The following is a 22,423-nucleotide window of genomic DNA, read 5'->3' as shown; positions in this document are numbered from 1 at the left end:
TTTACAACCTTGTTATTTACAACTATTATATCTTGAAAACCATATAGATATAAAACATGCTTTTCGATAGCCTAATTATCTTCATTGTTGTTCTATGCGTAATAATCTCGGTAACTAGAGGCTTTATAAAAGAGCTATGCGCACTAATGTTTCTATTTTTATCGGTCTTTCTGACAGCTAATCACTATGATTTTTTCGCTCCAAATTATAGTAAATATTTTGATTCTAAAGTTACACTAAACATACTTTCTACAATCTCTGTATTTATTATACTTAATCTTATATTCATGATAATAAATAACTGGCTAATGTACATATTATCACCCATAAGGTTGGGGTTTATCGATAGAGTTACTGGAATCTTTCTCGGAGTGCTTAAAGGAATATTGCTCTCTTATGTATTATTTTTTGCTGTGCACTTATATTGCTACACAGTATATGACAAAAAAGAGGGAGAGTATAAAATAGAAGCAGAAGACATATTGCCTAATTGGATAATAAATTCACACTCTTATCAGGCTTTATTTGTGACAGCAGAAGAAGTAATTGACATGTATGTACCAGAGTCGTTGATACTAAAAATAAAAGAGATCGGTGGAGAAATGGTTGATCAAGAAAAACCTAAAAACAATAAAAAAGAAGAGTAAATATTTATTTATAAATATTTTCATTGGGAGTATTCAAAAAGCCATATGTGTCAGGTTAAGAGCACAGAATTTTTTACTGGAAATATTAATTTTGTTTTAGCAATAAATCAACTTAAGGTCATAATATCTTGACATTTATTTAATGTTGCTATATAATAGCTATGTACATTTTGTGTACTATAGCAATAAAATTACCTTGTAATAGGTGTATTGGACCCGAGGGCAGTACTCGGCGCCTCCACCATGTTTTTTAATTATACGGGGGCGATTAAGGATCGACATGCATAGTAAAGATGGTAGCTTTGCTCGGTTAGACACCACCGCTAAGAGTTCATAATTTAAATGCAAACGATAATTTTGCTGCTGAAGAATATCGTGTTGCTGCTTAATTTAGCACAACCAATTTATTACTAAAGCACGGTTCAGGGAACGCCGGGTAACAGAAGTTCCCCCAAAATTTACGTATGTGAAAGTTATATGGAGCAAACAGATTACAAAAAACTGCTTAATTCTGCTAAGTTTCAAGTTATCAAAAAGACTTTAGATGTTATATCAGGTAATGGTTTTATCCCTCACTTAGAAATATTATTTTTCACATATTTTAATGGTGTGACCATGCCAGATCGTTTGAAAAAGTCATACCCTACTCAAATGCTTATTATATTACAGCATCAATTCTATGATTTAAAAGTTTCTGAGGATAAATTTAGCGTCAGTTTGAGTTTTCAAGGAAAACAAGAGCGAATTACTATACCGTTTTTTGCTATTAGTGAGTTTCGTGATAAAATTTCAGGAGATGTTTTAATATTTGACAAAATCAGTATCGACTCTGATAAAGAATACAAAAGTGAAAAATGTACTGAAAAACTATCAAACGGTAGTATTATATCCATAGATCAACTGCGTGATGAGTAACTGCTCATCTTTATAAACAAAAAATATTAATAGAAAAAAGTGGTCTAACTTCAGTAATAGAATAGAGGGTAGATAAATATGCTAAATCTTTAATTATTTATTAACGCAGGTGGCAAAATTTTTCTTACATATCATCAACTTCCTTTATTGAAAAATTCAGAAAAATGTTGTATAATTATTAGTAGACTTTGGTAAAACATATGACAGATTCAGGAATTAGTATAACTTTTGACCCAAAAACTTCACATAACCTTACTAAGTTAGCTGAAATCACCAAGGAATCCGTTCAAGAACTAGCAAAAAGGTTAGTCATCGAAGGAATCGAGTGCGAAGTAGAAGATATTGCGTTATATAAAACTATTAAGGAATGTGAGGATGTAGACTGGAACACAGTACTATCTGAAAGGGAGAGGACATAAACTGAAATACGATATTGTCTACTCAAAAAACTTTACTGAAAGAGATTTTCTAAATCTTCCAAAAACAATAAGATCAAGGATTACAAAAGCGATAAACGAGCGGCTTACAACTGATCCAATTAAATTTGGTAAACCATTACGTGGCAGGCTAAAAGGGTATAGAAGAATAAGGGTTAGTGATTATCGAATTATTTATACTGTAAATATTGCAAAACATAAGGTATTTGTTGCTACAGCAGGACATAGAGACACCATTTATGAGAAGGCTACTTGATAAACATTAAATATATTTTTATACAGCCCTCCTTCCTTCCTTTCTTTATTGAAAAATTAAAAAAAATGTTGTATAATTATTAGTGGACTTTGGTAAAACATATGGCAAATTCAGGCATTAACATAGCTCTTAGCGAAGAAACTTTAAAGCATCTTGCTGAATTATCTGAATTTACTAAACAGCCCGTTCAAGAATTAGCAGGAAAACTATTTAGAGAAGCAGTTGAGCTTGAAATGGAGGATTTTTTAGTATCTAAAATTTCTGATGAGCGTGATGTTGAAGGTGCAGAAACAGTTGATTTTGAAGATATTAAGTGGGATTAGAGCGTTACAAGGTTAAGTCTCTAAAGAGTGTTGTTGAAAAAGATTTACCAAACCTTCCAAAGACAATAAGGCTAAGAGTTCAAAAGGCTATAAAAGAACGTCTTACAGTTGACCCAATAAATTTTGGTGAACCACTACATCATAACTTAAAAGGATGTAGAAGGCTAAGAGTTGGTGACTATCGTGTAATTTACAGAGTAAATCAATTAGATCATATAGTAACTATCACAGAGATAGGACATAGAGATGATATTTATAAGAAATAAATACCAACATTAATATATATTATACACCCCTCCTTCCTTGTCCATTCTCTACTTTAGGTGGCTTTGCCCAGCTCAAAAAATGAAGTTTTTTTTGGTTCAGCAAAAACAACATTTTGAGTTTGAAAAGGCTAAATACTTGTCTTTTATATAACTTTCGTGTAATAGATATGTATGCATCCAATCATATATCTACTCAATACGTTACTTGATCTTTATAGCTTCATTCTAATATGTTGGGTTGTCCTAAACTGGCTGGTTAAACTTAATATGGTGAACATATATAATGAAACTGTCAGTAGCATAATGCACATCTTGAACCAATTGACATATCCACCACTAAAGATTATTAGAAGATATATACCACCGTTCAACGGATTAGATTTATCTATAATGATATTGCTAATAACAATTCACTTTGTAAAATATACAGTAGCTTACTACTTTAGGTAGATGTTAAAAAAATATCTAAAATCAGCAATATATCTATCCCTTTTAATATATATATATATATCAGTTTTTAGCTATAACTATAAAGATCCTTCCTTAAACACGGCTACAAATGAGGAAGTGACAAATTTAGGTGGAATAGTAGGTTCATATTTAGCTGATATATTGGTTCAATTTCTTGGATTAACTAGTGTTACAATAGCTACAACCATAGTTTACTTGTTGATCTTCAGGCCAGCAAAAATACTGCTGAAAATTCTCTATTTAATATTAATCAATTTAGGGGTATGTGCTATATTACCACAACTTTCGCTAGGCATCACAGCAAGGTACAGACACAGTGGAATAATAGGGAATGCACTCGTTAATAACTGCCCGTTTTATGTATTTGTGATAGTAACATTAATAGGTCTTGTAGGATCTGTTGGTTGGAAGAGAACAATTTACTCTCTATTCTTCTTATGTAAAAAAATAGCTTGCTTATTTGTAAATGTTCCATTCTTCAGATCACATAAAACTGCTGAATATTCAGTTGCACCATTAGTAGTAGAAGAAAAACATAAAACTAAAATCACTACTAAACAACAACCAAAAGAAAGACAGAAAAAAGCTACCGAAGAAATTTTTAAACCTTCCAGTGAGTTCGAATTTCCAAGCATTCATTTACTTTCCAAAGCAGAGGAGTCTTTGCAGAGAAAACAGCTGAATGAAATGGAGAGCAATAAAAATTTATCTCTGCTGGAACAAGTCCTGAGTGATTTTGGCGTGCAAGGAAAAATTATCAGTGTATGCTATGGGCCGGTTGTGACTTTATACAAACTTGAACCACAAGCTGGTACGAAATCTGCAAGAGTAATTGGCCTTGCAGATGACATTGCACGTTCGATGAGTGCACTCTCTGCACGTATTTCAATAATTCGTGGGCAAAATGCTATGGGAATAGAGTTGCCGAACAAGGAACGGGAAATTGTAATGCTGCGTGATTTGCTTGAATCACCAGAATACCAAAATGCAAACTTAAATCTTCCAATTGCGCTTGGCAAAGAAATAAGTGGAAAACCAGTTATTGCAGATCTAACTAAAATGCCTCACTTGCTCGTTGCTGGAACCACAGGGTCTGGTAAATCAGTTGCGATTAACACTATGATTCTTTCACTCGTTTATCGATTAAGTCCTGACGAATGCAAGATGATAATGATCGACCCCAAAATGCTTGAGCTTTCAATATATGATGCAATACCACATCTAATAACGCCAGTAGTAACAGAGCCAAAAAAGGCTGTAGTCGCTCTTAAGTGGATAGTGAAAGAAATGGAAAACCGCTATCGCATGATGTCGTATTTGAATGTACGCAATGTTATAAACTATAATCAAAAAATCACAGAAGCGATGAATAGTGGAATAGAATTGGAGCGCGTTGTGCAGATTGGCTTTAACTCAACAACAGGCAAACCTCTGTTTGAAAAAATACCAATCAAGATGGAAACATTTCCATATATTGTAGTGATCGTGGATGAAATGGCAGATTTGATGCTTGTTGCCGGCAAAGAAATAGAGTGCTCTATTCAACGCTTAGCTCAGATGGCTCGTGCTGCAGGAATACACATCATAATGGCAACACAACGCCCATCTGTGGATGTGATCACAGGTGTGATAAAGGCGAACTTTCCAACGAGAATCAGTTTTGCTGTTACTTCTAAGATAGATAGCCGTACAATACTTGGCGAACAAGGGGCTGAACAATTGCTCGGCATGGGTGACATGCTCTATATGGCCTCTGGTGGTAAGATCATTCGAGTTCACGGCCCATTTGTAAGTGATAATGAGGTGCAAGATATAGTTGATCATCTGAAAATGCAAGGTGAGCCAAACTACATGGAGGAAATCACTAAAGAAGATGAAAATTCTTCTACAGAGTCACACGATGAAACGGAGGATGAAGAAAATGACCTCTATAACCAAGCAGTGGCCATCATTCAAAGAGATCAAAAAGTTTCAACCAGTTACATTCAAAGGCAGCTTAGAATAGGCTATAACAGAGCAGCAAACATCGTTGAAAGAATGGAAAAGGAAGGTATTGTCAGCGCTCCAAATTACTCAGGGAAAAGAGAGATATTGGTTGAATAACAATCTTGTAATACCTTAATTTAAGTTTCCGCACTTTCAAAAAGCAAGTCAAACAAAATTATTAAAAGGTCAATACATAATGACAGTTAATTTAATAATAATTTAAACATTGGGAATGTAAAATTATAATATATTAATTAACTAGGGGGTTAAAATGATAAAAGAAATTTTGTGCAATTGGTTAGGTGTAACAGAATTGCACGAAAGTCAAAAAATCGATGCTGAGCAGTTTGAAAAAGTTTTTGGTGCATTAAAAGAATGGCAAGAAGCTCAAAAGATAGATGCTAAACAGTTTGAAGAGGTATTTAGTGCATTAAAAGAATGGCAAGAAGCTCAAAAGATAGATGCTGAGCAGTTTGAAAAAGTTTTTAGTGCATTAGAAGACAAGATTGGTACTGAGCAGTTTCAAGCTATGCAAGAGCACTTAAACGGCCTGCAAGAAAAAGTGGAAACACTTGCAGAGGCAGTAGCAGATCAAGAAAAAACACTACTAATTTGTACCATAGCCACTGCTGTTGCCGTAATAGCGATAACTAGTTTTGTTGCATTCTGTATCTATCAGGGAGTTAAGTGTGAAAGGGAGAAAGAAAAGAACTTGTCTAAAGATACACCAGACGCAAAACTTAATAATGTAGATGCTACCGATGGTACTAAAAAACTACGGAATGACTTAAAAGTTGACAAACATATAGCTGCATAACACTTTTCTTGAAAAGGTGTTACGCAACTTGTAACACCTTCCTCTTCCCTTAGCCTATGTAGATTTTTTGATAGTAAACATATCACTTTTTAGAAAAATATTTGTATTGTAAAGTTAGTAAAGATTCTGGTTTACTTAAAGTTTGTTAATTGCTATCTTTTAAAACACGATATTTACTATAGCACCATATGCTTAGGATTTTTTCTAAAGTTTTGTTTATATTAATGTTTTTGGTTTCTAGCTTTTTTACTGTGCATAGTGCTGGAGCTAAATCTAAGCTCAGTAAGAGATACATACCTCCTGGTAACCCTGGTGGTGCAAACTTTCATACAGATGAGGATTTTGCTGAGTCATATAAACTGTATGAGAAGCGTAGGGAATTGCTCAAGAAAAAAAAGTCACAAGATCGAGCTATAAATAAAGAAGATCTAATAAAAAAATTAAAAGAGAAAAAAATTGCTAGTCTTGATAATGAGCCAAATGACATGGAAGCGTGCATAGTCGACGATGAAGAGAGCGCTATGATAAATCAGCATGGTATTAATATCGCACGTTTAAAGGGTGCTGTATTTATAGATCAAGAGCCAGTTTCTCAGTATGAAAGTAAGCAGCATGAAAGTGAACAACAAGAAGGGAAGAAAGTTACTTCAACACGAGAAAAGAAAGTTTCTCCTATAAATATCACTATAAAAGAAACTCCTTCAAGAAGAACCTGCTCACATGATTCTATTGCTAATTTGGATAACGTAGATGCTTATAGTTTGAATGGTTCAAGTTCGTTTGGCAGCGTAGCTGAGACAGTAAAATAGTATCACAATTAATAATATGCTAGATACAGACCTGATATTGAATGACGATGCATGTGAATTATCGCCAATTTCCAGGCACAAAACTCATGTTGTAGAAGTTGGAAAAGTAAAGATAGGCGGAAATAATCCTGTAGTTGTACAATCTATGGCGCTTGGTGTGCATATAGATTCTGATAATATAAAAAGTAGCGCAAAACATTATGCAAAAGAGATAACAGAACTAGCGCGTACAGGTTCAGAATTGGTGCGAATTGCCTTGAACTCAGAGGAGGTAGCAAGAGCAATACCTTATATAGTAGAAGAGATAAATAAAGAAGGTTTTGACGGTAAAATATTGGTAGGCTGCGGTCAATATGAGCTAGATAAATTAGTTCAAGATTATCCAGACAACATCAAAATGCTGGGTAAAATTAGAATCAATCCAGGCAATATAGGCTTTGGCGACAAACGTGATGAGAAGTTTGAAAGGGTGATAGAGTATGCAATAATGCACGATCTTCCGGTTAGAATTGGGGTAAATTGGGGTAGTCTTGATAAATACCTTTTGCAAAAATTGATGGATGAAAACTCTTCGCTTAGTAATTCAAGGCCTTCTGATGTTATACTGCGCAAAGCACTTGTAATGTCTGCTCTTGATAGTGCAAAAAAAGCTGAAGGAATTGGTCTAAATTCAAACAAAATAATCATTTCATGTAAAGTTAGCAAAGTGCAAGATTTAATTTTAGTTTATATGGCACTTGCAAAATCTTCCAATTATGCGCTGCATTTGGGTTTAACTGAGGCTGGTATGGGCAATAAAGGTGTGGTAAATACCGCAGCAGGGCTTACTTATTTATTGCAAAATGGCATTGGAGATACAATACGGGCTTCTTTGACTCAACGTCCTGGTGAATCGCGTACTAATGAAGTGGTGGTGTGTCAGGAAATATTGCAGTCTATAGGCTTGCGATACTTTAACCCTCAGGTTAATTCATGTCCTGGTTGTGGGCGCACGAGCAGCGATCGTTTTCGTATATTAACTGAAGAAGTGAATGGCTATATAAAAACTCATATGCCGATGTGGAAGAAAAAAAATCCAGGTGTAGAGCATATGAACATTGCTGTTATGGGATGCATAGTAAATGGTCCTGGAGAAAGCAAACACGCAAATTTGGGAATCAGCTTACCTGGATATGGAGAAAAACCTGTTTCAGCAGTCTACAAAAACGGCAAATATTTCAAAACTTTACAAGGTGATAATGTCTCTGAAGAATTTAAGGCAATTATTGATAATTATGTGAAGAAACATTACACGTAACCTTTCACGGTTAATTATGACCTTACCCATAAATGGAAGAAGATCTGATAGGCTTTCATATACTTAACTTCAATATTAGCTTTTCTTGATCTCTGGTTTCCACCTTTAGTAACTTCTAGAGAAATTTTCTTTTTTACTGGCAGTTGAGTGATGCGTGTTTGCAAATCTGTTTTTCCGACTTCAGTACAGATAAATCTTCTATTAGCTCGATTGCGGATTACATAAAAACTACCTAACGTCTCAGCCACCCATAAAAATTTGAAGATGTCTGCTTCCCTATCACCAAGGGTAACAAGTTGTACATTTGGAGGAAGGTTGTTTATAGTTTCTTTGAGAGCTGTTATCCACTTATAACTTTCTTTTTCTTCTATGGAGGTACGGTATTTTCTGTTTGCTTTTTCTTGTGCCGTTTCTTCTTCCCTAATAGAACGCGCCCAACATTGTTGGGAAGATAGACCTAAAGGTAATCCGTCTTTGCTAGGCACTATGCAACAGTAAACCCATTTTATGCTTTGTATAAGCTTTAGAAATACTGCCTAGTCTCTTGGTCTTTATATGAGAGTCAAAATCCAAATAACTGGATTCCAGTGGGCTTTGTTGCATCGCTCTTCGGATAGTAGGTAACGTACAATAAATTCATGAAGCTATCTCAAACTTAGCCATGCCTATTTCAGTAAATTTGTTAAGCAAATAACATTTGAGTAGCAGTTCCCTCTCACGATTCATTTCAGATTTGTTCCTAAAACTAAATCCAAATGTCTTTTTTAATCGCGAGAAAAAACCTTCTATATAAGATCTTTTTCCATAACTCATCTCTTTTTTCCACTTCTTTATACCATCTTCATCATATGACTTTATGAGCTTGACTGCAGAATTTCTCTCAGCCATATAGTCTAACTTTGGATGCTCTGCTGCGTTGTTTTTCGGAGGAATTTTCGTTTTTATACCATATTGATTACACAGCTTATAGAGCTTTTCTCTGTCATATGCCCTATCTGCATATAGTACTTTTATGACATACTGAAAATCGACTTCTTTTAGCAAATCACAAGCTCCATAGTGATCAGAGTAGACACCGTTACTGTATTTTACAGCTATGGCTTTTTTGCTGTTTGTATTCAACATTACATGCAATTTTCTTGTCTGTTCATAGCTGCGATACTTTCTATCTTCGCTATTTTCTTTGCTATGACCAGGAGTGTTGTTGTATATACTAATTCCTGTACTGTCTATAGCAATTTCGATATCTTCCATATTATTTTCTGCAATCATTGATCTTAATATTGAGTTTCTTAAACCTTCTTGATGATTGTGAATAGCTGATAACTTGCAAATTTTTCCCAATTTGCTCAAGGTATCCTGCTATAAACCCAACTGTTTGCCTCAGGCCTATTCTAAATAAACAAGTTATTATGTGCACCAAAATTACAACTTTATCGCTATAAATATTGTTGCCACCTGGTATTTTTGGACCATTCTCGTACCACTTTTCTATGGCTTCGTTGATATAATGAAAAATATTTCCTCTTTTTTCTAGAAATTTGTTATATTCGCTATGGTTACTGACCCTCATTTTTTGTGGCATATTTTTTCTTCAACAGTTAAATCGCTATTTATAATGAATTTTGTCAGTAGCCACCAGATTTTTCAGTTGCTATGCAACAAAGCCATTCCAGTGTCAAGCACTGGAATGACACCGTTATAAAGAAACCAGTGTCAGCTACTTGAATGACACAGTCTTTGCTTAAACCCGTAACGTTCGTACATTTTGCTAAAAGTTCAAATATCAACATCATGCACGTTGAGTGCATTGCTATTAATAAAATCACGGCGTGGTTCAACTATATCACCCATTAGTATTGAAAATATGGAATCAGCTTCTTCACAATCTTTTATTTCAACCTTTAGTAAAGTTCTAGCCTCAGGATTTAACGTAGTATCCCATAGCTGATCAGCATTCATTTCACCAAGACCTTTAAATCTCTGCAGAGTTAAACCTTTTTTACCATAGTCCATTATTATTTTTGCAAGCGTACTTGGAGAAGTGATTCTTATTTCAGTTTCTTGTGACTTTAAAAATGAATCACCATTAAATAAATTACTTATACCATCAAGCAAACTTAATATGTTTTGCATATCTTTGCCTTCAAGCATACTAAGTGCAAATATATATTTGTCTGCCAATCCTTGAAACAATTTAGAGATATGAATTTCTTTTTCTTCATCTTTTATTTCCACTTCCCAAGTGTATTCGCTGTACATTAACTTCAAATACTTTAATATCTCATCAGCCGATGATAGAGCATTCTTTTTACTTAAAATTAGCAATGACTCTAAGAGATTTTGTGGTATTTCTCTATCATAATTTTTGCTAATATTAGAAATGCTAACGCATTTATTCAAAATAAGGCGCAAATCGTTAAATTCTGTAGCTGTACTACTTAGTGTTAATCTTTTAACTGCTGAGTTTATTATATACTCTTCAAAAGTTTCGTCATCTTTAATATAAGTGTCTTTAGCATTCTTTGTAACTTTATAGAGGGGTGGCTGTGCTATGTATAAGTAGCCTTTTTCAATAACTTCACGCATGTGTCTAAAAAAGAAAGTCAGAATCAAAGTTCTTATATGTGAACCATCAACATCTGCATCTGTCATGATGATAATTTTATGATATCTAGCTTTTTCAATATCGAAGTGTTCACTCCCTATTCCAGCACCAATTGCAGTAATTAAAGAGCCTATTTCTGCAGATGAAAAAATACGATCTAAACTTACACGTTCTACGTTTAGAATTTTTCCTCTTAAGGCAAGCACTGCTTGTGTTTTACGATTACGCCCCTGCTTTGCAGTACCACCTGCTGAATTACCCTCTACTATAAATAATTCCGATAACTCAGGGGCTTTTTCCTGGCAATCAGCAAGCTTTCCTGGCAGAGTTGCAATATCAATATTGTTTTTGCTTTTAACTAGCTCTCGTGCTTTTCTTGCGGCTTCTCTTCCTTTTGCTGACCTAATTGCTCTTTCTACTATGCTTGCCGCCAATTTGGGATCAGTTTCAAGGATTGTGCTCAATTTATCAGAAACTATACTTTCTACAACTGCACGTGCTTCAGAACTAACTAGTTTATCTTTTGTTTGTGAAGAAAACTTAGGGTCAGGCATCTTGAGAGATAAAACACAAGTTAAACCTTCTCTAACGTCCTCTCCAGTTAAATTTACTTTTGCTTTCTTTAAAAACCCTTCATTAGTTGCATAGTTATTGATACATCTAGTTAGTGCAGATCTAAATCCTGCCAAATGCGTACCACCATCTCGTTGCCGTATATTATTAGTGAAACACAACATATTCTCATAGTAGGAATCATTCCATTCCATCGATATTTCCAAGCTGATGCCAAGATCTTCTGCATCTCCTTTCATACTGGCAATTTTAGTTACATGTGTCTTATTCTTATCTAAATACTGCACAAAATTTGCTGTACCAAAATTGTCTTTAGATTGATTGCTCTGATTGAAATGAGATTCTGTATATGGTTCATTGCGCAGATCACGTAAAGTAATGTCGATATTTGAATTTAAAAATGCTAATTCTCTTATACGACTTTCAAGCGTTGAGTAACTGAAATTAATGCCATTAAAAGTCTCTGTTGATGGCATGAACGTGACTTTAGTTCCTCTTTTGTTTGTATTTTCGTTGACTACCTTTAAAGGTTCAATAGACTCACCATCTTCAAAACGCATAAAGTGTTCTTTCTTATTGCGCCAAATAGTTAATTCCAACCAGCTTGATAATGCATTCACAACTGAGATTCCAACACCATGTAATCCCCCAGAAACCTTATAGGTATTGCTGTCAAATTTACCACCAGCATGGAGTTGAGTCATTATTACCTCTGCTGCTGATATTCCTTCTTCTTCATGAATGTCAATTGGAATGCCACGACCATTATCAGTTACAGATACTGAACCATCTGCATTTATACTAACTTCAATTTTATCACAATATCCAGCTAAAGACTCATCTATTGCGTTGTCAACAACCTCATATACCATGTGGTGCAAGCCAGATCCATCGTCAGTGTCACCAATGTACATACCTGGACGTTTCCTTACAGCATCAAGACCCCTTAAGATTTTTATTGCATCGGCATTATAACTATTTTCCATGGTATTGCTTCGTTTATGAATGTTAATTAATATTACATTCATATATGCTGATTAGCAACATTTTTAAACTGATAACCCATATTAAAAGCACAATTTTACGAATGTTTATTTTTGAAGACAGCAAATAGTGTCATTCCAATGTGTCTTCCAGGTGGAGATTAAATTATAACGCTCATGCAGTTGCGTAATTAACAGAAGAATCTATAATTCAGTTTACGTATTTTCTGATCTCAGCCAAAATCTTATCAGATTGACTTTCGTCTGAATTTAAATCGGCTGCAAAGTGTGTAACATATTTTCCTCCAGGGCCAATAAGATATATTATCGAAGAATGGTTGATTTCTTCTTCTCCACCAACTTTGCTTGCATATACTTTGTATTTCGCAACTACTTCGTCTATTTTTTCTCTTTCACCAGTTAACATTTGTATTCTGTGGTCAAATTGCTGCTGAAATTCTTTAAGTCTTTCCGTGCTATCGTGCTCAGGATCAACTGTGATAAAAAATGTTTGTAGCTTGTTGTTAGTTTTCTCATCTAACTTTGCAAGTGTTTCTGAAATTATTCCAAGGTTCATAGGGCAAGTTCTTTTGCATGAGGAAAACCCAAAGAAAATCATCATGTATTTATCTTTAAAATCACTACTGCGCAGGATCTGTCCGTCCTGATTAATTAAAGAAAAATCTCCGCCTATCTTAACTTCTGCGTTGTGAATCGCTACTGGGGCAAATATGCCTTTTTTAGTGAAATAACAATAACCTAAAAAAACAACTGCTAATGCTGCTAGCACATTAGATAACAATCTTACAAACCTTACCATTAGAATGCTCTCAGTAAAATTAAATTGTATCTTTATTGGTTGATCTATTCAATACATTTATTCCAAAGTGTATTGTTAATTTTGTCTAACAGTTTCTTATGTTCATCAATTTCTTCACTATTTGGTGAATGTTCTCTGGGAGTTAGATTACGCACTTTATGCTGAACGAATGTAGAGTTACTGTCCTGATTGCATTCATTATCAAACAGAAAGGTTTGTAACCCTCCTGTAAGTTCAACATATACCTTTGCAAGCAATTGAGCATCAACTAGTGCTCCGTGCAATTCTCTATTCTCTAGCGATATATCAAAACGCTTACATAATGCATTCAAAGAAGCAGGTGATCCTGCGAATTTTTTCCTCGCAAGAGGTAATGTATCTAGCACTCTATCTGAGGAAATTAACCCAGCATTCAGCTTGCTTAACTCCATGTTAAGGAACTTAACATCGAATTCAGCGTTGTGAATTACCAAAATATCATTAGATATAAAGTCAAGAAATTCAAGTGCAACATCTGAAAATAATGGTTTATCTTCTAAAAATTCTTCACTAATACCGTGAATCTTAAATGAGTGATAAGGTATATCTCTTTCTGGGTTAAGGTACCGATGGAATACTTTACCTGTTGGAATGCGGTTAATTAATTCCACACACCCTATTTCAATAATTCGATGACCAGATCCAGTGTCAAGACCTGTCGTTTCAGTGTCAAGTACTATTTCGCGTAGCTTGCTTTCCATTTCAAAAAAAACTCATCTTACTTGTCATTTGTCTTATCGTTACTTGTCTTTTTATAGTGAATAGAAACAAGCAACCAGCTTGGGTCTGATGAATTAACATTTTTTTTGAATTGCCATACATCCTCAACTTTATTAATGGTGGATGTACTACCTGATATGATATCCCCTTTATTATTCTTAACGAAGTTAATTTGCTCTGAAAGGAAATATACTGCAATAAACACTGCGTTTTTTACTAGCTTTATTTCTAAAATCTTTTGTGAAACAATAGAAACAATTATAGACTCGTGCACCTCTTTACGATGTTTAATCTTCTCTGCAAAATTATCATATAAGTCTTTATCGAGAAGTGGTTTTAACTGAGACAAATTTCCTTGATTGAAACATTTTATTATTAATTCAAAAGCTATGCTTGAACCTTCTATAAAGTGGGAAATAGAAAAATCTTTGTTTTTTTTTAATATTTGTTTATAAGTAACTTTTATTGAATTTTCATCATTGCTATCAATGTAACCCTCAATGTTTTCTACTACATCTTCTCTACTTCGGCTTACATCCAATACATTAGTTAGCTTTTTTAGGTTGAGGTTGGCTGACCTTCCTAAAGAATTATACAAACGTGAAAAAATGAACGCCGCTAATAAAGCATATATTACAAGCTCTATCATAGTAACTCAACTCCTTGGCATATAAAGTATCCGAACATTATTAATTATTAATGAAAATATGTTTTTCATATCAACTTATAATCAGGTTTGCTATTCGTTTGTAAATGAATATATTATATAAGAAAGTATTAAATATCTCAACTTAATTAAAGGAGACGTAAGAAATGCCACAACAAAAAATGAGAATTCACGGTCAATATGTTAAAGATCTATCATTTGAGAATCCGAATTCGCCATTCCTTTCTTCTAGTAAAGCTCCAGATATTAATGTAATGGTTAATATCAATTCAGCAAAATTAGAAGGGACGAAAAACAAAGAAGAAGTGAATGAAGAAAAATCTTTCCATGAAATTACTTTGCATATAGAAGTCAAAGCAACGGTAAAAGATGAAGGCATAAAAGATGGCGTAGCTTTCATTTGTGAGACGAAATATTGTGGTATTTTTTCAATAGAAAATTTAAAAGAGTTGAGTGAGGAAGAGGTAAGACAAGCTTTGTTTATTGGCGGACCTACTTTTCTTTTCCCTTTTGCAAGAGAAATAATTGCAAGAGTTACAAGTAGTGGTGGATTTCCCCCACTGATGCTAGATCCTATAGATTTTGAAACTATGTATGAGCAGCAAGGTCAACAACAAAAAAGTAACGGTAGTAATTCCAATTTTAACTAATATGATGTAACTTGATGAATAATTCTTTAAACGCAAAAACGACTTTAAACATTGACGGGAAGTCATACAACTATTTTAGCCTAAGTAGTGTTAGTGAATTTTTAGGAATAGATGTGACTAAATTGCCCTGCTCACTTAAGGTTCTGCTTGAAAATTTATTGCGCAATGAAGATGGAGTAAACGTAAAGCTGGATGACATAAGAGTGCTAGCAGACTGCGTTAATAAACACACTAATCACGAAATTAGCTATAAACCAGCAAGGGTGTTGATGCAAGATTTTACAGGGGTTCCTGCTGTTGTTGATCTAGCTTCAATGCGGAGCTATGTTAAGAAAAATGGAGGAAACCCGAGCAACATAAATCCGTCTGTACCGGTTGATCTTGTGATTGACCATTCTGTTCAAGTAGATAGTTATGGAAGTGTTTCCGCATTCAGTAAGAATGTTGAGCTAGAAGTAAAAAGAAATTTGGAGAGATATCAATTTTTAAAGTGGGGGGAATCGTCCTTCACAAATTTTAGAGTAGTGCCGCCTGGCACAGGGATTTGCCACCAAGTGAATCTTGAATATTTAGCGCAAGTTGTGTGTAATAATGATGGAGTCATATATCCTGACACTTTAGTTGGTACTGACAGCCATACTACAATGGTTAACGGATTATCAGTTCTTGGTTGGGGTGTTGGAGGCATAGAAGCTGAGTCTGTGATGCTTGGTCAACCAATTAGTATGGTGATTCCAGAAGTAGTTGGATTTAAATTAATTGGCAGATTGCCGGAAGGAGTAACTGCGACTGATTTAGTGCTGACGGTTACCAATATCCTAAGAACAAAAGGCGTTGTTGGTAAGTTTGTAGAATTTTATGGTGATGGTTTAGATTATTTATCTTTGGCAGATAGAGCCACTATAGCAAACATGGCCCCAGAGTATGGTGCAACTTGTGGGTTTTTTCCAATTGATCAGAAAACACTCGATTATTTACATTTAACAGGGCGACCAGAAAAGCTGATTAAGTTAGTTGAGGCTTATGCGAAAGAGCAAGGATTGTGGCGTGGCAATAATGAGTTAGCATTTTTTGACGCACTAGAACTTGATTTATCGAGCGTGAAGCCAGTAATGGCTGGTCCTAAAAGACCACAAGATAAGGTTTTTCTTTCACAAGTGGCAGAGTCTTTTTCTAAATCATTTTCAGTTAATGAGTCAAAGGAAAGCGATAAACTCCAAGATGGAAGTGTAGTTATTGCAGCAATAACAAGCTGCACTAATACCTCAAATCCAAGTGTGATGATTGCTGCAGGTCTTGTAGCTCGTAATGCAATTAAACTTGGATTAAAATCAAAGCCTTGGGTTAAAACTTCTCTTGCTCCAGGGTCACAAGTTGTAACAGAATATTTAGAAAAGTCTGGATTGCAGGTAGATCTAAATGCTTTGGGTTTTAATCTAGTTGGATATGGTTGCACAACTTGCATTGGGAATTCTGGTCCACTTAATAAAGATATAGAAAATGGCATTAAAAACAAAAACTTAACCGTTGCTGCAGTTTTATCTGGCAATCGTAACTTTGAAGGAAGAATTCATCCGTTAGTCAAAGCTAATTACTTGGCATCTCCGCCACTTGTTGTTGCATATGCACTTGCTGGTACTGTGCAAATTGATCTGACAAAAGATTCAATATGCAAAGATAAGAATGGAAATGATGTCTATCTCAAAGATATATGGCCAACAAACAATGAAATCGAAGATTGTGTTAAAAGTGTGGTAACACGTGAGATGTTCATACAAAAGTATAAGGATGTTTTTTCTGGTGATGAACATTGGCGAAAGATAAAGTGTGAAAAAAGTGAAATCTATAATTGGGATGCAAACAGCACTTACATACAAAATCCGCCTTATTTTGATAACTTATCACCTAAAAATAATAAAATCGATATAAAGGGTGCACAAATATTAGCAATGTTTGGCGATAGCATAACTACTGATCATATTTCCCCTGCGGGAAATATTGCCTCGAGTAGTCCTGCCGGTCTATATTTAAAAGGGCTTGGAATTGAACCACAGGATTTCAATTCATATGGATCTCGTCGTGGTAATCACAATGTAATGATGCGTGGGACTTTTGCTAACATTAGAATAAAAAATGAAATGGTTAGCACCGAAGGTGGATATACAAAATATATTCCTTCTCAAGAAACTATGCCAATTTTTGATGCGGCGATGCGCTACAAGGAAGCTCTCATCATTGTGGCAGGAAAGGAGTATGGCACAGGTTCAAGTAGGGATTGGGCAGCAAAGGGTACTTTATTGTTGGGGATTAAAGTTGTAATTGCAGAAAGCTTTGAGCGTATACATAGGTCCAACTTAGTTGGTATGGGTGTTCTTCCACTTATATTCCAAAATGGAATAACCAGAAAGATATTTGATGGTAGCGAGGTAATAAGCATAAAAGGTGAAATAGTGCCGAGTGGAAATCTAGAATGTATCATCAAAAGAAAGGATAATTCAAGGCAATCAATTCAACTCAAATGCTGTGTACAAACCGCAACTGAGACTAAATACTTGATGTGTGGTGGAGTGTTGAGCTACATACTTGCACAATCTTTTTGATTTAGTGAAGTTATTGCATGGACTTCTTTTAGCCAGCCCTGATCCCTTTGTAAATAGCAATTTGCTCTGCGCAAAGTTATGATATAATTTCACCATACATATGGTGTCGGAGTATTTTTTGGAGATAATTATATATGATAAGCTCTATACAAGAACCTAATGAACTCAGAAAACGTTTACAAGGATTTTATCGTACTGATGAAAAGAGTTATATACGTTATCTTGTAGAAAAAGCAGAGCTTTCGGCTGATTCAAAAAATAGAATTTATAATATAGCAAAACAAGTTATTGAAAAAATCAAACACAATAAATTAAGTATTGTAGATTCCTTTATGCAGCAATACTCGCTTTCCAATGATGAAGGAATAGCGCTTATGTGTCTTGCTGAGTCACTACTTAGAATACCAGATGATTATACAATAGACGAGCTAATCAAAGATAAAATTGCCAATCAGGAATGGAATAAATATTTAGGGCACTCTTCTTCGTTGTTTGTTAATGCTTCCACATGGAGCTTGATGATAGGTAGCAGTATATTGAGAGATAATGAAGGCGATTCGAAGTTCTATTACGCAATTTCTAAGTTACTTAAGAATTTAGGAGAACCGATCATTCGCAAAGCAGTAAAACAAGCAATGTCTATGCTTGGTAATCATTTTGTTGTTGGAGAAACCATAGAAGAAGCTTTAAGGTACGCAAAACTAGATGACAATAGTAAGTTTTTATACTCTTTTGATATGCTTGGCGAAGCTGCTCACACAACTGAGGATGCAGAAGAGTATTTTAATTCATACATGCACTCAATAAAAGCTATAGGTGAATCCACTGAAATAAATGATTGTTTTAAATCCCATGGAATTTCAATCAAACTTTCTGCTTTACACCCACGTTATGAATTTAGTCAACTTGGCCGAATTGCTGGTGAGATATTCACTAAGGTTTTAGAGCTCTGCCGCGAGGCAAAAAAATACAACATTTCACTATGCATAGACGCAGAAGAAACAGAAAGGCTTGAAATTTCCTTAATCTTGTTTGAACAATTACGGCTTGATGAATCACTTTCTGAGTGGGAAGGGCTCGGCTTGGCTGTACAAGCATATCAAAAACGTGCTTTATCTGTTCTTGACTTTGTAGAGGATGTTGCTATTCGATCAAATCATAAAATTATGGTGAGGCTTGTAAAAGGTGCATATTGGGATTCAGAAATCAAGTGTACGCAAGAATTGGGATTAAATGATTACTCAGTATTTACAAGAAAAAGCTATACTGACGTATCTTACCTCGTGTGCGCACAGAAACTTTTGAGTAAACCAAACAGCTTTTACCCATGCTTTGGAACTCATAACGTCTATACTTTTGCTTCTATCATGGAACTTGCTGATAAAAACCACCCTGGATTTGAATTTCAACGCTTACATGGAATGGCAAAAGACTTATATGATTATGCAATGTCAGAGCTTGCAACAAATGTTAGCTGTCGTGTCTACGCACCCGTTGGGGAACATAGTGACTTGTTGCCTTATCTTATAAGACGCCTTCTTGAAAATGGAGCTAATAGTTCGTTTGTTAATCAAATAAGTGATCCTAACGTTAAAATCGATGAGTTAATTTCAGATCCACTGGAAAAAGCTATAAATTTTAATTATGAACCTCATCCAGGCATTCCATTACCACAAGATATTTTGGGACCAGAAAGAAAAAATTCCTTGGGGATGGATATTAGTGATTCTGTGATAGTCTCACAATTTGCAGATGATATAAAGGGTTTTAGTGAAAAAAAGTGGCAAGTTGGACCAATAATTGATGGAAAAGCACTATTTGATAATGCTGAATTTATCGAAGTAGTGAATCCTGCACATTTGGAAAATGTAATTGGAGAAGTGTCAAGTGCAACAAGCGATCAAGCTTTAAACGCTCTTGAAATAGCACATAGTGCTTTTGCTAAGTGGCAGAATGTTTCAGCAGAAGAGCGCGCTAAATGCCTTGAAAAAGCTGCAGATTTGCTTGAGGAAAGGATGAAAGAGTTAATTTACATTCTGATTGTGGAAGCAGGAAAAATTTTATCCGATGCAATAGCAGAAGTAAGAGAGGCAATCGACTTTCTGCGTTATTATGCAATGATAGCAAAAAATGAACTGAGCGACTGGAAAAAATTGCCGGGCCCAACAGGTGAAGATAACTTCATCTTTTTTGAAGGCAGAGGAGTTTTCTTATGCATATCACCGTGGAATTTTCCGCTCGCTATCTTCATTGGGCAGGTCTCAGCTGCACTTGCAGCAGGTAATGCAGTGCTGGCAAAACCGGCAGAGCAAACGCCGATTATTGCCTACGAAGCTGTTAAGATACTACATGAAGCTGGGGTACCAAAGAATGTGTTACACCTCATTCCTGGGGATGGTGGATATTTAGGCAAAATATTAGTTCCAGACAATAGAATTGCCGGAGTAGCTTTTACTGGCTCAACACAAACTGCTCAAATAATCAATAAAATGCTTGCAAATAGGGATGGTCCTATTGTGCCACTTATTGCTGAAACAGGAGGGCTCAATGCTATGATAGTTGATAGCTCTGCTCTTTTAGAGCAAGTGGCTATGGATGCTTTGCTTTCTGCGTTTCGTAGCAGTGGTCAACGCTGTTCTGCGCTTAGAGTGCTGTTTATTCAAGAGGACATAGCAGAGAAGCAGATAAAAATGATATGCGGTGCAGCGCAAGAACTCAAGATTGGTGACCCAATACAACTTAGTACTGATATTGGTCCAATAATTGATAAAGCATCTATCGATATGCTCACTCAACATACGCAAAAAATGTCAGAGGATGAAGATTCAAATCTGTTATTTAAAGTACCCATGGATACAAATTCTCATAATGGTTATTTCTTTCCTCCATATATTTATGAGATACAAAAAATTTCGCAATTAAAGCAAGAGGTATTTGGTCCTATTTTACATATCATACGTTTTAACAAGTCACAATTAAATGAAGTTATAAGTGATATAAATAGTACTGGATATGGGCTTACGTTTTCTTTGCAGAGTCGTATACAAAGTCAAATTGACACTATAAGTAAAAAAATATCAGTTGGAAATGTCTACATCAACCGTAACCAGATAGGTGCAGCAGTTGGGATACAACCATTTGGTGGTAGAGGACTATCTGGCACTGGGCCAAAAGCTGGTGGTCCTCATTATTTACAGCGTTTTTCTACAGAAAAAGTTGTAAGTGTTAACACTACAGCATTTGGTGGTAACACTACACTTATGTGTTTGGATTAATTTGCAGGCCCTAATTTTTCTTACCCCTAAACTAGACGTTCGTGCAGTTATGTACACAGCGCTAAAATCCGAAAAGGACCAGCTCATGCACTGAAATAAATCGTATCCGTTCAGCCAATGGCGTCAACTTAAGAACTTTCATTAGCAAACTCTCCTAAAGACATGATGGCGTTTAGGCTTATCTACTTTATTGCGGCTGTCCCGGTCGGATTTTAACTTTAGCGCGTATACTTAAAAAGGGCTTGAAAGTTTTTTGGCGCAATAAGTACCTGATAGAGTTTCTGTCTCATTACACTAAATAAAACTGAAAAATTTAAACGATACTCAGAGGTTGTCCGGAAACAAGTAAATTCAAGCATATTCCCTCTTTAACATAACCCTACTCATAGCTAGGTATATGAAATTCTCAGTGGATGTTGTGAGTAAATCATACTCCTTCGATAGCCTTCTATTCCTATTAACCCAAGCAAAAGTCCTTTCTACAACCCATCTTCTTGGCTGTACTTTAAACCCTTGTTCTCTTGTTGGTAGTAGCTCAGGTGGCGTATCTTTGTGCACCCAAAATCTACATGGAGGCCTTGTAACAATTTCAATATCTATGTCATATTCTTCCTTTATGTGATTCTTTAAATTTCTTCCTTGGTATCCCATGTCAGCCCACATTTTTTTAACTTTAGTATATTTTGTTCTCATATTGTTTAATGCTATTTTAATACCATCTCTATCATTTTCGTTAGCAGCGCCTACGTAACAACCTAGTATAAAACCCTGAGTGTCTGTAATTATATGCCTTTTTCTACCCTTTACTTTTTTACTTCCATCATAGCCTTTGATCCCCCCTTTTCTGTAGTCTTTACAGATTGACTATCTACTATACAGGCACTCGGCTGCTCATTCCTTCCTATTTTTCTTCTACTATATTTTGTAATTTCATAATTCATTTTCTCAAAAATTCCCTGCTTCTTCCATTGCCTGAACTGCTCATACACAGTCTTCCATAGCGGAAAATCATTTGGTAAATACCGCCATTGACACCCTGTACGCAATACATAGAAAATTGCTTCTAATATTTCTCTTTTGCTATACTTTGGCAGCCTTCCTCCTTTCTTGTATGATACTCTGAAGTGTTTTTCTATTCTTGCCTATTCCCTTTCGCTTAGATCTGTTGGATACTTTTTTCTCATCTTTACCCCGTACTAAAATTTCAGATATTATAGCCTTTTACTTGTTTCCGGACAACCTCTAATACCAATTCCCATTACAG

At 35.2% G+C, this 22,423-nt stretch carries 24 protein-coding genes, 1 other RNA gene and 1 pseudogene; 15 read left to right on the top strand and 11 right to left on the bottom strand.

What is annotated here, in order from left to right; all coding sequences use genetic code 11:
* Positions 1-56 precede the first annotated feature (56 nt).
* The 12 genes from ABWU47_RS03245 to ispG all read left to right on the top strand — a co-directional run bounded on the left by ABWU47_RS03245 (position 57) and on the right by ispG (position 8,224).
* Positions 57-647 carry a CvpA family protein gene (locus tag ABWU47_RS03245; protein ID WP_010962383.1) on the top strand — a complete coding sequence of 197 codons (591 nt, stop codon included), beginning with the start codon at positions 57-59 and terminating at the stop codon, positions 645-647.
* Between the two features lie 124 nt (positions 648-771).
* Positions 772-1,102: a transfer-messenger RNA gene (ssrA, locus tag ABWU47_RS03240) on the top strand.
* Between the two features lie 22 nt (positions 1,103-1,124).
* Positions 1,125-1,562 carry a ClpXP protease specificity-enhancing factor SspB gene (locus tag ABWU47_RS03235; RefSeq protein ID WP_006279412.1) on the top strand — a complete coding sequence of 146 codons (438 nt, stop codon included), beginning with the start codon at positions 1,125-1,127 and terminating at the stop codon, positions 1,560-1,562.
* A 200-nt stretch (positions 1,563-1,762) separates the two neighbouring features.
* Positions 1,763-1,981, top strand: a complete 219-nt coding sequence (locus ABWU47_RS03230) for a hypothetical protein (protein ID WP_006279413.1) — start codon at positions 1,763-1,765, stop codon at positions 1,979-1,981.
* Positions 1,962-2,255 carry a type II toxin-antitoxin system RelE family toxin gene (locus tag ABWU47_RS03225; protein WP_306700832.1) on the top strand — a complete coding sequence of 98 codons (294 nt, stop codon included), beginning with the start codon at positions 1,962-1,964 and terminating at the stop codon, positions 2,253-2,255. The genes ABWU47_RS03230 and ABWU47_RS03225 overlap by 20 nt, the downstream gene beginning before the upstream one ends.
* 101 nt (positions 2,256-2,356) lie before the next feature.
* Positions 2,357-2,578 (top strand): hypothetical protein, encoded by a 222-nt coding sequence (locus ABWU47_RS03220; RefSeq protein ID WP_006279415.1) that lies wholly within the window; start codon positions 2,357-2,359, stop codon positions 2,576-2,578.
* Positions 2,569-2,844 carry a type II toxin-antitoxin system RelE family toxin gene (locus ABWU47_RS03215; RefSeq protein ID WP_015588829.1) on the top strand — a complete coding sequence of 92 codons (276 nt, stop codon included), beginning with the start codon at positions 2,569-2,571 and terminating at the stop codon, positions 2,842-2,844. Before ABWU47_RS03220 ends, ABWU47_RS03215 begins: the two co-directional genes overlap by 10 nt.
* 171 nt (positions 2,845-3,015) lie before the next feature.
* Positions 3,016-3,294, top strand: a complete 279-nt coding sequence (locus ABWU47_RS03210) for a YggT family protein (protein ID WP_006279515.1) — start codon at positions 3,016-3,018, stop codon at positions 3,292-3,294.
* Entirely contained in the window at positions 3,295-5,418 is a 2,124-nt protein-coding gene (locus ABWU47_RS03205; RefSeq protein WP_077188517.1) for an FtsK/SpoIIIE family DNA translocase, read from the top strand.
* A 154-nt stretch (positions 5,419-5,572) separates the two neighbouring features.
* Positions 5,573-6,118, top strand: a complete 546-nt coding sequence (locus tag ABWU47_RS03200) for a hypothetical protein (protein WP_006279517.1) — start codon at positions 5,573-5,575, stop codon at positions 6,116-6,118.
* A gap of 188 nt (positions 6,119-6,306) precedes the next feature.
* Positions 6,307-6,927 carry a TRP75-related protein gene (locus tag ABWU47_RS03195; RefSeq protein ID WP_006279518.1) on the top strand — a complete coding sequence of 207 codons (621 nt, stop codon included), beginning with the start codon at positions 6,307-6,309 and terminating at the stop codon, positions 6,925-6,927.
* A 16-nt stretch (positions 6,928-6,943) separates the two neighbouring features.
* Positions 6,944-8,224 carry a flavodoxin-dependent (E)-4-hydroxy-3-methylbut-2-enyl-diphosphate synthase gene (ispG, locus tag ABWU47_RS03190; RefSeq protein WP_077188516.1) on the top strand — a complete coding sequence of 427 codons (1,281 nt, stop codon included), beginning with the start codon at positions 6,944-6,946 and terminating at the stop codon, positions 8,222-8,224.
* A gap of 14 nt (positions 8,225-8,238) precedes the next feature.
* Here ispG and ABWU47_RS03185 read toward each other — a convergent pair whose 3' ends face one another.
* The 9 genes from ABWU47_RS03185 to ABWU47_RS03145 form a co-directional block, all read right to left on the bottom strand.
* On the bottom strand, positions 8,239-8,709 hold the full coding sequence (locus ABWU47_RS03185; protein ID WP_077188515.1) for a hypothetical protein: 471 nt from the start codon (positions 8,707-8,709) through the stop codon (positions 8,239-8,241).
* Entirely contained in the window at positions 8,702-8,827 is a 126-nt protein-coding gene (locus tag ABWU47_RS03180) for a hypothetical protein (protein ID WP_338482731.1), read from the bottom strand. The genes ABWU47_RS03185 and ABWU47_RS03180 overlap by 8 nt, the downstream gene beginning before the upstream one ends.
* Before the next feature lie 33 nt (positions 8,828-8,860).
* On the bottom strand, positions 8,861-9,496 hold the full coding sequence (locus ABWU47_RS03175; RefSeq protein WP_353271095.1) for a transposase: 636 nt from the start codon (positions 9,494-9,496) through the stop codon (positions 8,861-8,863).
* A complete protein-coding gene (locus ABWU47_RS03170) occupies positions 9,480-9,809 on the bottom strand; it encodes a transposase (RefSeq protein ID WP_007548762.1) in 330 nt (109 codons plus the stop codon). The genes ABWU47_RS03175 and ABWU47_RS03170 overlap by 17 nt, the downstream gene beginning before the upstream one ends.
* Positions 9,810-9,852: 43 nt before the next feature.
* The gene (locus ABWU47_RS03165) at positions 9,853-10,017 is read right to left on the bottom strand and encodes a hypothetical protein (protein ID WP_353285757.1); all 165 of its coding nucleotides are present in this window, start codon (positions 10,015-10,017) and stop codon (positions 9,853-9,855) included.
* Positions 10,004-12,391, bottom strand: a complete 2,388-nt coding sequence (gyrB, locus tag ABWU47_RS03160) for a DNA topoisomerase (ATP-hydrolyzing) subunit B (protein WP_353285756.1) — start codon at positions 12,389-12,391, stop codon at positions 10,004-10,006. The genes ABWU47_RS03165 and gyrB overlap by 14 nt, the downstream gene beginning before the upstream one ends.
* A 208-nt stretch (positions 12,392-12,599) precedes the next feature.
* Complete coding sequence (locus ABWU47_RS03155; protein ID WP_077188513.1) at positions 12,600-13,208, bottom strand: SCO family protein; 609 nt, start codon at positions 13,206-13,208, stop codon at positions 12,600-12,602.
* A gap of 44 nt (positions 13,209-13,252) precedes the next feature.
* Positions 13,253-13,948, bottom strand: a complete 696-nt coding sequence (gene dnaQ / locus ABWU47_RS03150; protein WP_006279763.1) for a DNA polymerase III subunit epsilon — start codon at positions 13,946-13,948, stop codon at positions 13,253-13,255.
* A gap of 17 nt (positions 13,949-13,965) precedes the next feature.
* Complete coding sequence (locus ABWU47_RS03145) at positions 13,966-14,616, bottom strand: Tim44/TimA family putative adaptor protein (RefSeq protein WP_006279762.1); 651 nt, start codon at positions 14,614-14,616, stop codon at positions 13,966-13,968.
* A 164-nt stretch (positions 14,617-14,780) separates the two neighbouring features.
* Here ABWU47_RS03145 and secB point away from each other — a divergent pair, with 164 nt between their 5' ends.
* The 3 genes from secB (at position 14,781) to putA (ending at position 21,159) form a co-directional block, all read left to right on the top strand.
* Positions 14,781-15,284: a protein-export chaperone SecB gene (secB, locus tag ABWU47_RS03140; RefSeq protein ID WP_006279761.1), complete on the top strand. Its 504-nt coding sequence runs from the start codon at positions 14,781-14,783 to the stop codon at positions 15,282-15,284.
* A 14-nt stretch (positions 15,285-15,298) separates the two neighbouring features.
* Complete coding sequence (gene acnA, locus ABWU47_RS03135; RefSeq protein ID WP_236514421.1) at positions 15,299-17,884, top strand: aconitate hydratase AcnA; 2,586 nt, start codon at positions 15,299-15,301, stop codon at positions 17,882-17,884.
* Between the two features lie 134 nt (positions 17,885-18,018).
* Positions 18,019-21,159, top strand: a complete 3,141-nt coding sequence (gene putA, locus ABWU47_RS03130; protein ID WP_077188511.1) for a bifunctional proline dehydrogenase/L-glutamate gamma-semialdehyde dehydrogenase PutA — start codon at positions 18,019-18,021, stop codon at positions 21,157-21,159.
* Between the two features lie 141 nt (positions 21,160-21,300).
* Here putA and ABWU47_RS03125 read toward each other — a convergent pair.
* A pseudogene (locus ABWU47_RS03125) lies at positions 21,301-21,488 on the bottom strand (IS4 family transposase); the annotation flags it as partial.
* 22 nt (positions 21,489-21,510) lie between these two features.
* A protein-coding gene (locus ABWU47_RS03120) for an IS5 family transposase (protein ID WP_353285763.1) occupies positions 21,511-22,295 on the bottom strand; the annotation gives its coding sequence in 2 pieces (ribosomal slippage) (positions 21,511-21,974 and positions 21,974-22,295; 786 coding nt in all).
* Positions 22,296-22,423 lie beyond the last annotated feature (128 nt).

This window comes from Wolbachia endosymbiont (group A) of Gastracanthus pulcherrimus (assembly GCF_964028265.1).
Classification (GTDB): Bacteria; Pseudomonadota; Alphaproteobacteria; order Rickettsiales; family Anaplasmataceae; genus Wolbachia; species Wolbachia pipientis.
Note: the sequence above shows the minus strand (reverse complement) of the source record. Positions and strands in the feature narration are given on the sequence as shown.

Excerpts from the sequence above, each read along its gene's own strand:
- ABWU47_RS03145 (WP_006279762.1), bottom strand. The coding sequence starts at position 14,616 with ATGATAGAGCTTGTAATATATGCTTTATTAGCGGCGTTCATTTTTTCA.
- acnA (WP_236514421.1), top strand. The coding sequence starts at position 15,299 with ATGAATAATTCTTTAAACGCAAAAACGACTTTAAACATTGACGGGAAG.
- ABWU47_RS03245 (WP_010962383.1), top strand. The coding sequence starts at position 57 with ATGCTTTTCGATAGCCTAATTATCTTCATTGTTGTTCTATGCGTAATA.
- ABWU47_RS03235 (WP_006279412.1), top strand. The coding sequence starts at position 1,125 with ATGGAGCAAACAGATTACAAAAAACTGCTTAATTCTGCTAAGTTTCAA.
- ABWU47_RS03230 (WP_006279413.1), top strand. The coding sequence starts at position 1,763 with ATGACAGATTCAGGAATTAGTATAACTTTTGACCCAAAAACTTCACAT.
- ABWU47_RS03195 (WP_006279518.1), top strand. The coding sequence starts at position 6,307 with ATGCTTAGGATTTTTTCTAAAGTTTTGTTTATATTAATGTTTTTGGTT.
- putA (WP_077188511.1), top strand. The coding sequence starts at position 18,019 with ATGATAAGCTCTATACAAGAACCTAATGAACTCAGAAAACGTTTACAA.
- ABWU47_RS03205 (WP_077188517.1), top strand. The coding sequence starts at position 3,295 with ATGTTAAAAAAATATCTAAAATCAGCAATATATCTATCCCTTTTAATA.
- dnaQ (WP_006279763.1), bottom strand. The coding sequence starts at position 13,948 with ATGGAAAGCAAGCTACGCGAAATAGTACTTGACACTGAAACGACAGGT.
- ispG (WP_077188516.1), top strand. The coding sequence starts at position 6,944 with ATGCTAGATACAGACCTGATATTGAATGACGATGCATGTGAATTATCG.
- ABWU47_RS03210 (WP_006279515.1), top strand. The coding sequence starts at position 3,016 with ATGCATCCAATCATATATCTACTCAATACGTTACTTGATCTTTATAGC.
- gyrB (WP_353285756.1), bottom strand. The coding sequence starts at position 12,391 with ATGGAAAATAGTTATAATGCCGATGCAATAAAAATCTTAAGGGGTCTT.
- ABWU47_RS03175 (WP_353271095.1), bottom strand. The coding sequence starts at position 9,496 with ATGATTGCAGAAAATAATATGGAAGATATCGAAATTGCTATAGACAGT.
- ABWU47_RS03155 (WP_077188513.1), bottom strand. The coding sequence starts at position 13,208 with ATGGTAAGGTTTGTAAGATTGTTATCTAATGTGCTAGCAGCATTAGCA.
- ABWU47_RS03180 (WP_338482731.1), bottom strand. The coding sequence starts at position 8,827 with ATGCAACAAAGCCCACTGGAATCCAGTTATTTGGATTTTGACTCTCAT.
- ABWU47_RS03165 (WP_353285757.1), bottom strand. The coding sequence starts at position 10,017 with ATGTTGATATTTGAACTTTTAGCAAAATGTACGAACGTTACGGGTTTA.
- secB (WP_006279761.1), top strand. The coding sequence starts at position 14,781 with ATGCCACAACAAAAAATGAGAATTCACGGTCAATATGTTAAAGATCTA.
- ABWU47_RS03220 (WP_006279415.1), top strand. The coding sequence starts at position 2,357 with ATGGCAAATTCAGGCATTAACATAGCTCTTAGCGAAGAAACTTTAAAG.
- ABWU47_RS03170 (WP_007548762.1), bottom strand. The coding sequence starts at position 9,809 with ATGCCACAAAAAATGAGGGTCAGTAACCATAGCGAATATAACAAATTT.
- ABWU47_RS03200 (WP_006279517.1), top strand. The coding sequence starts at position 5,573 with ATGATAAAAGAAATTTTGTGCAATTGGTTAGGTGTAACAGAATTGCAC.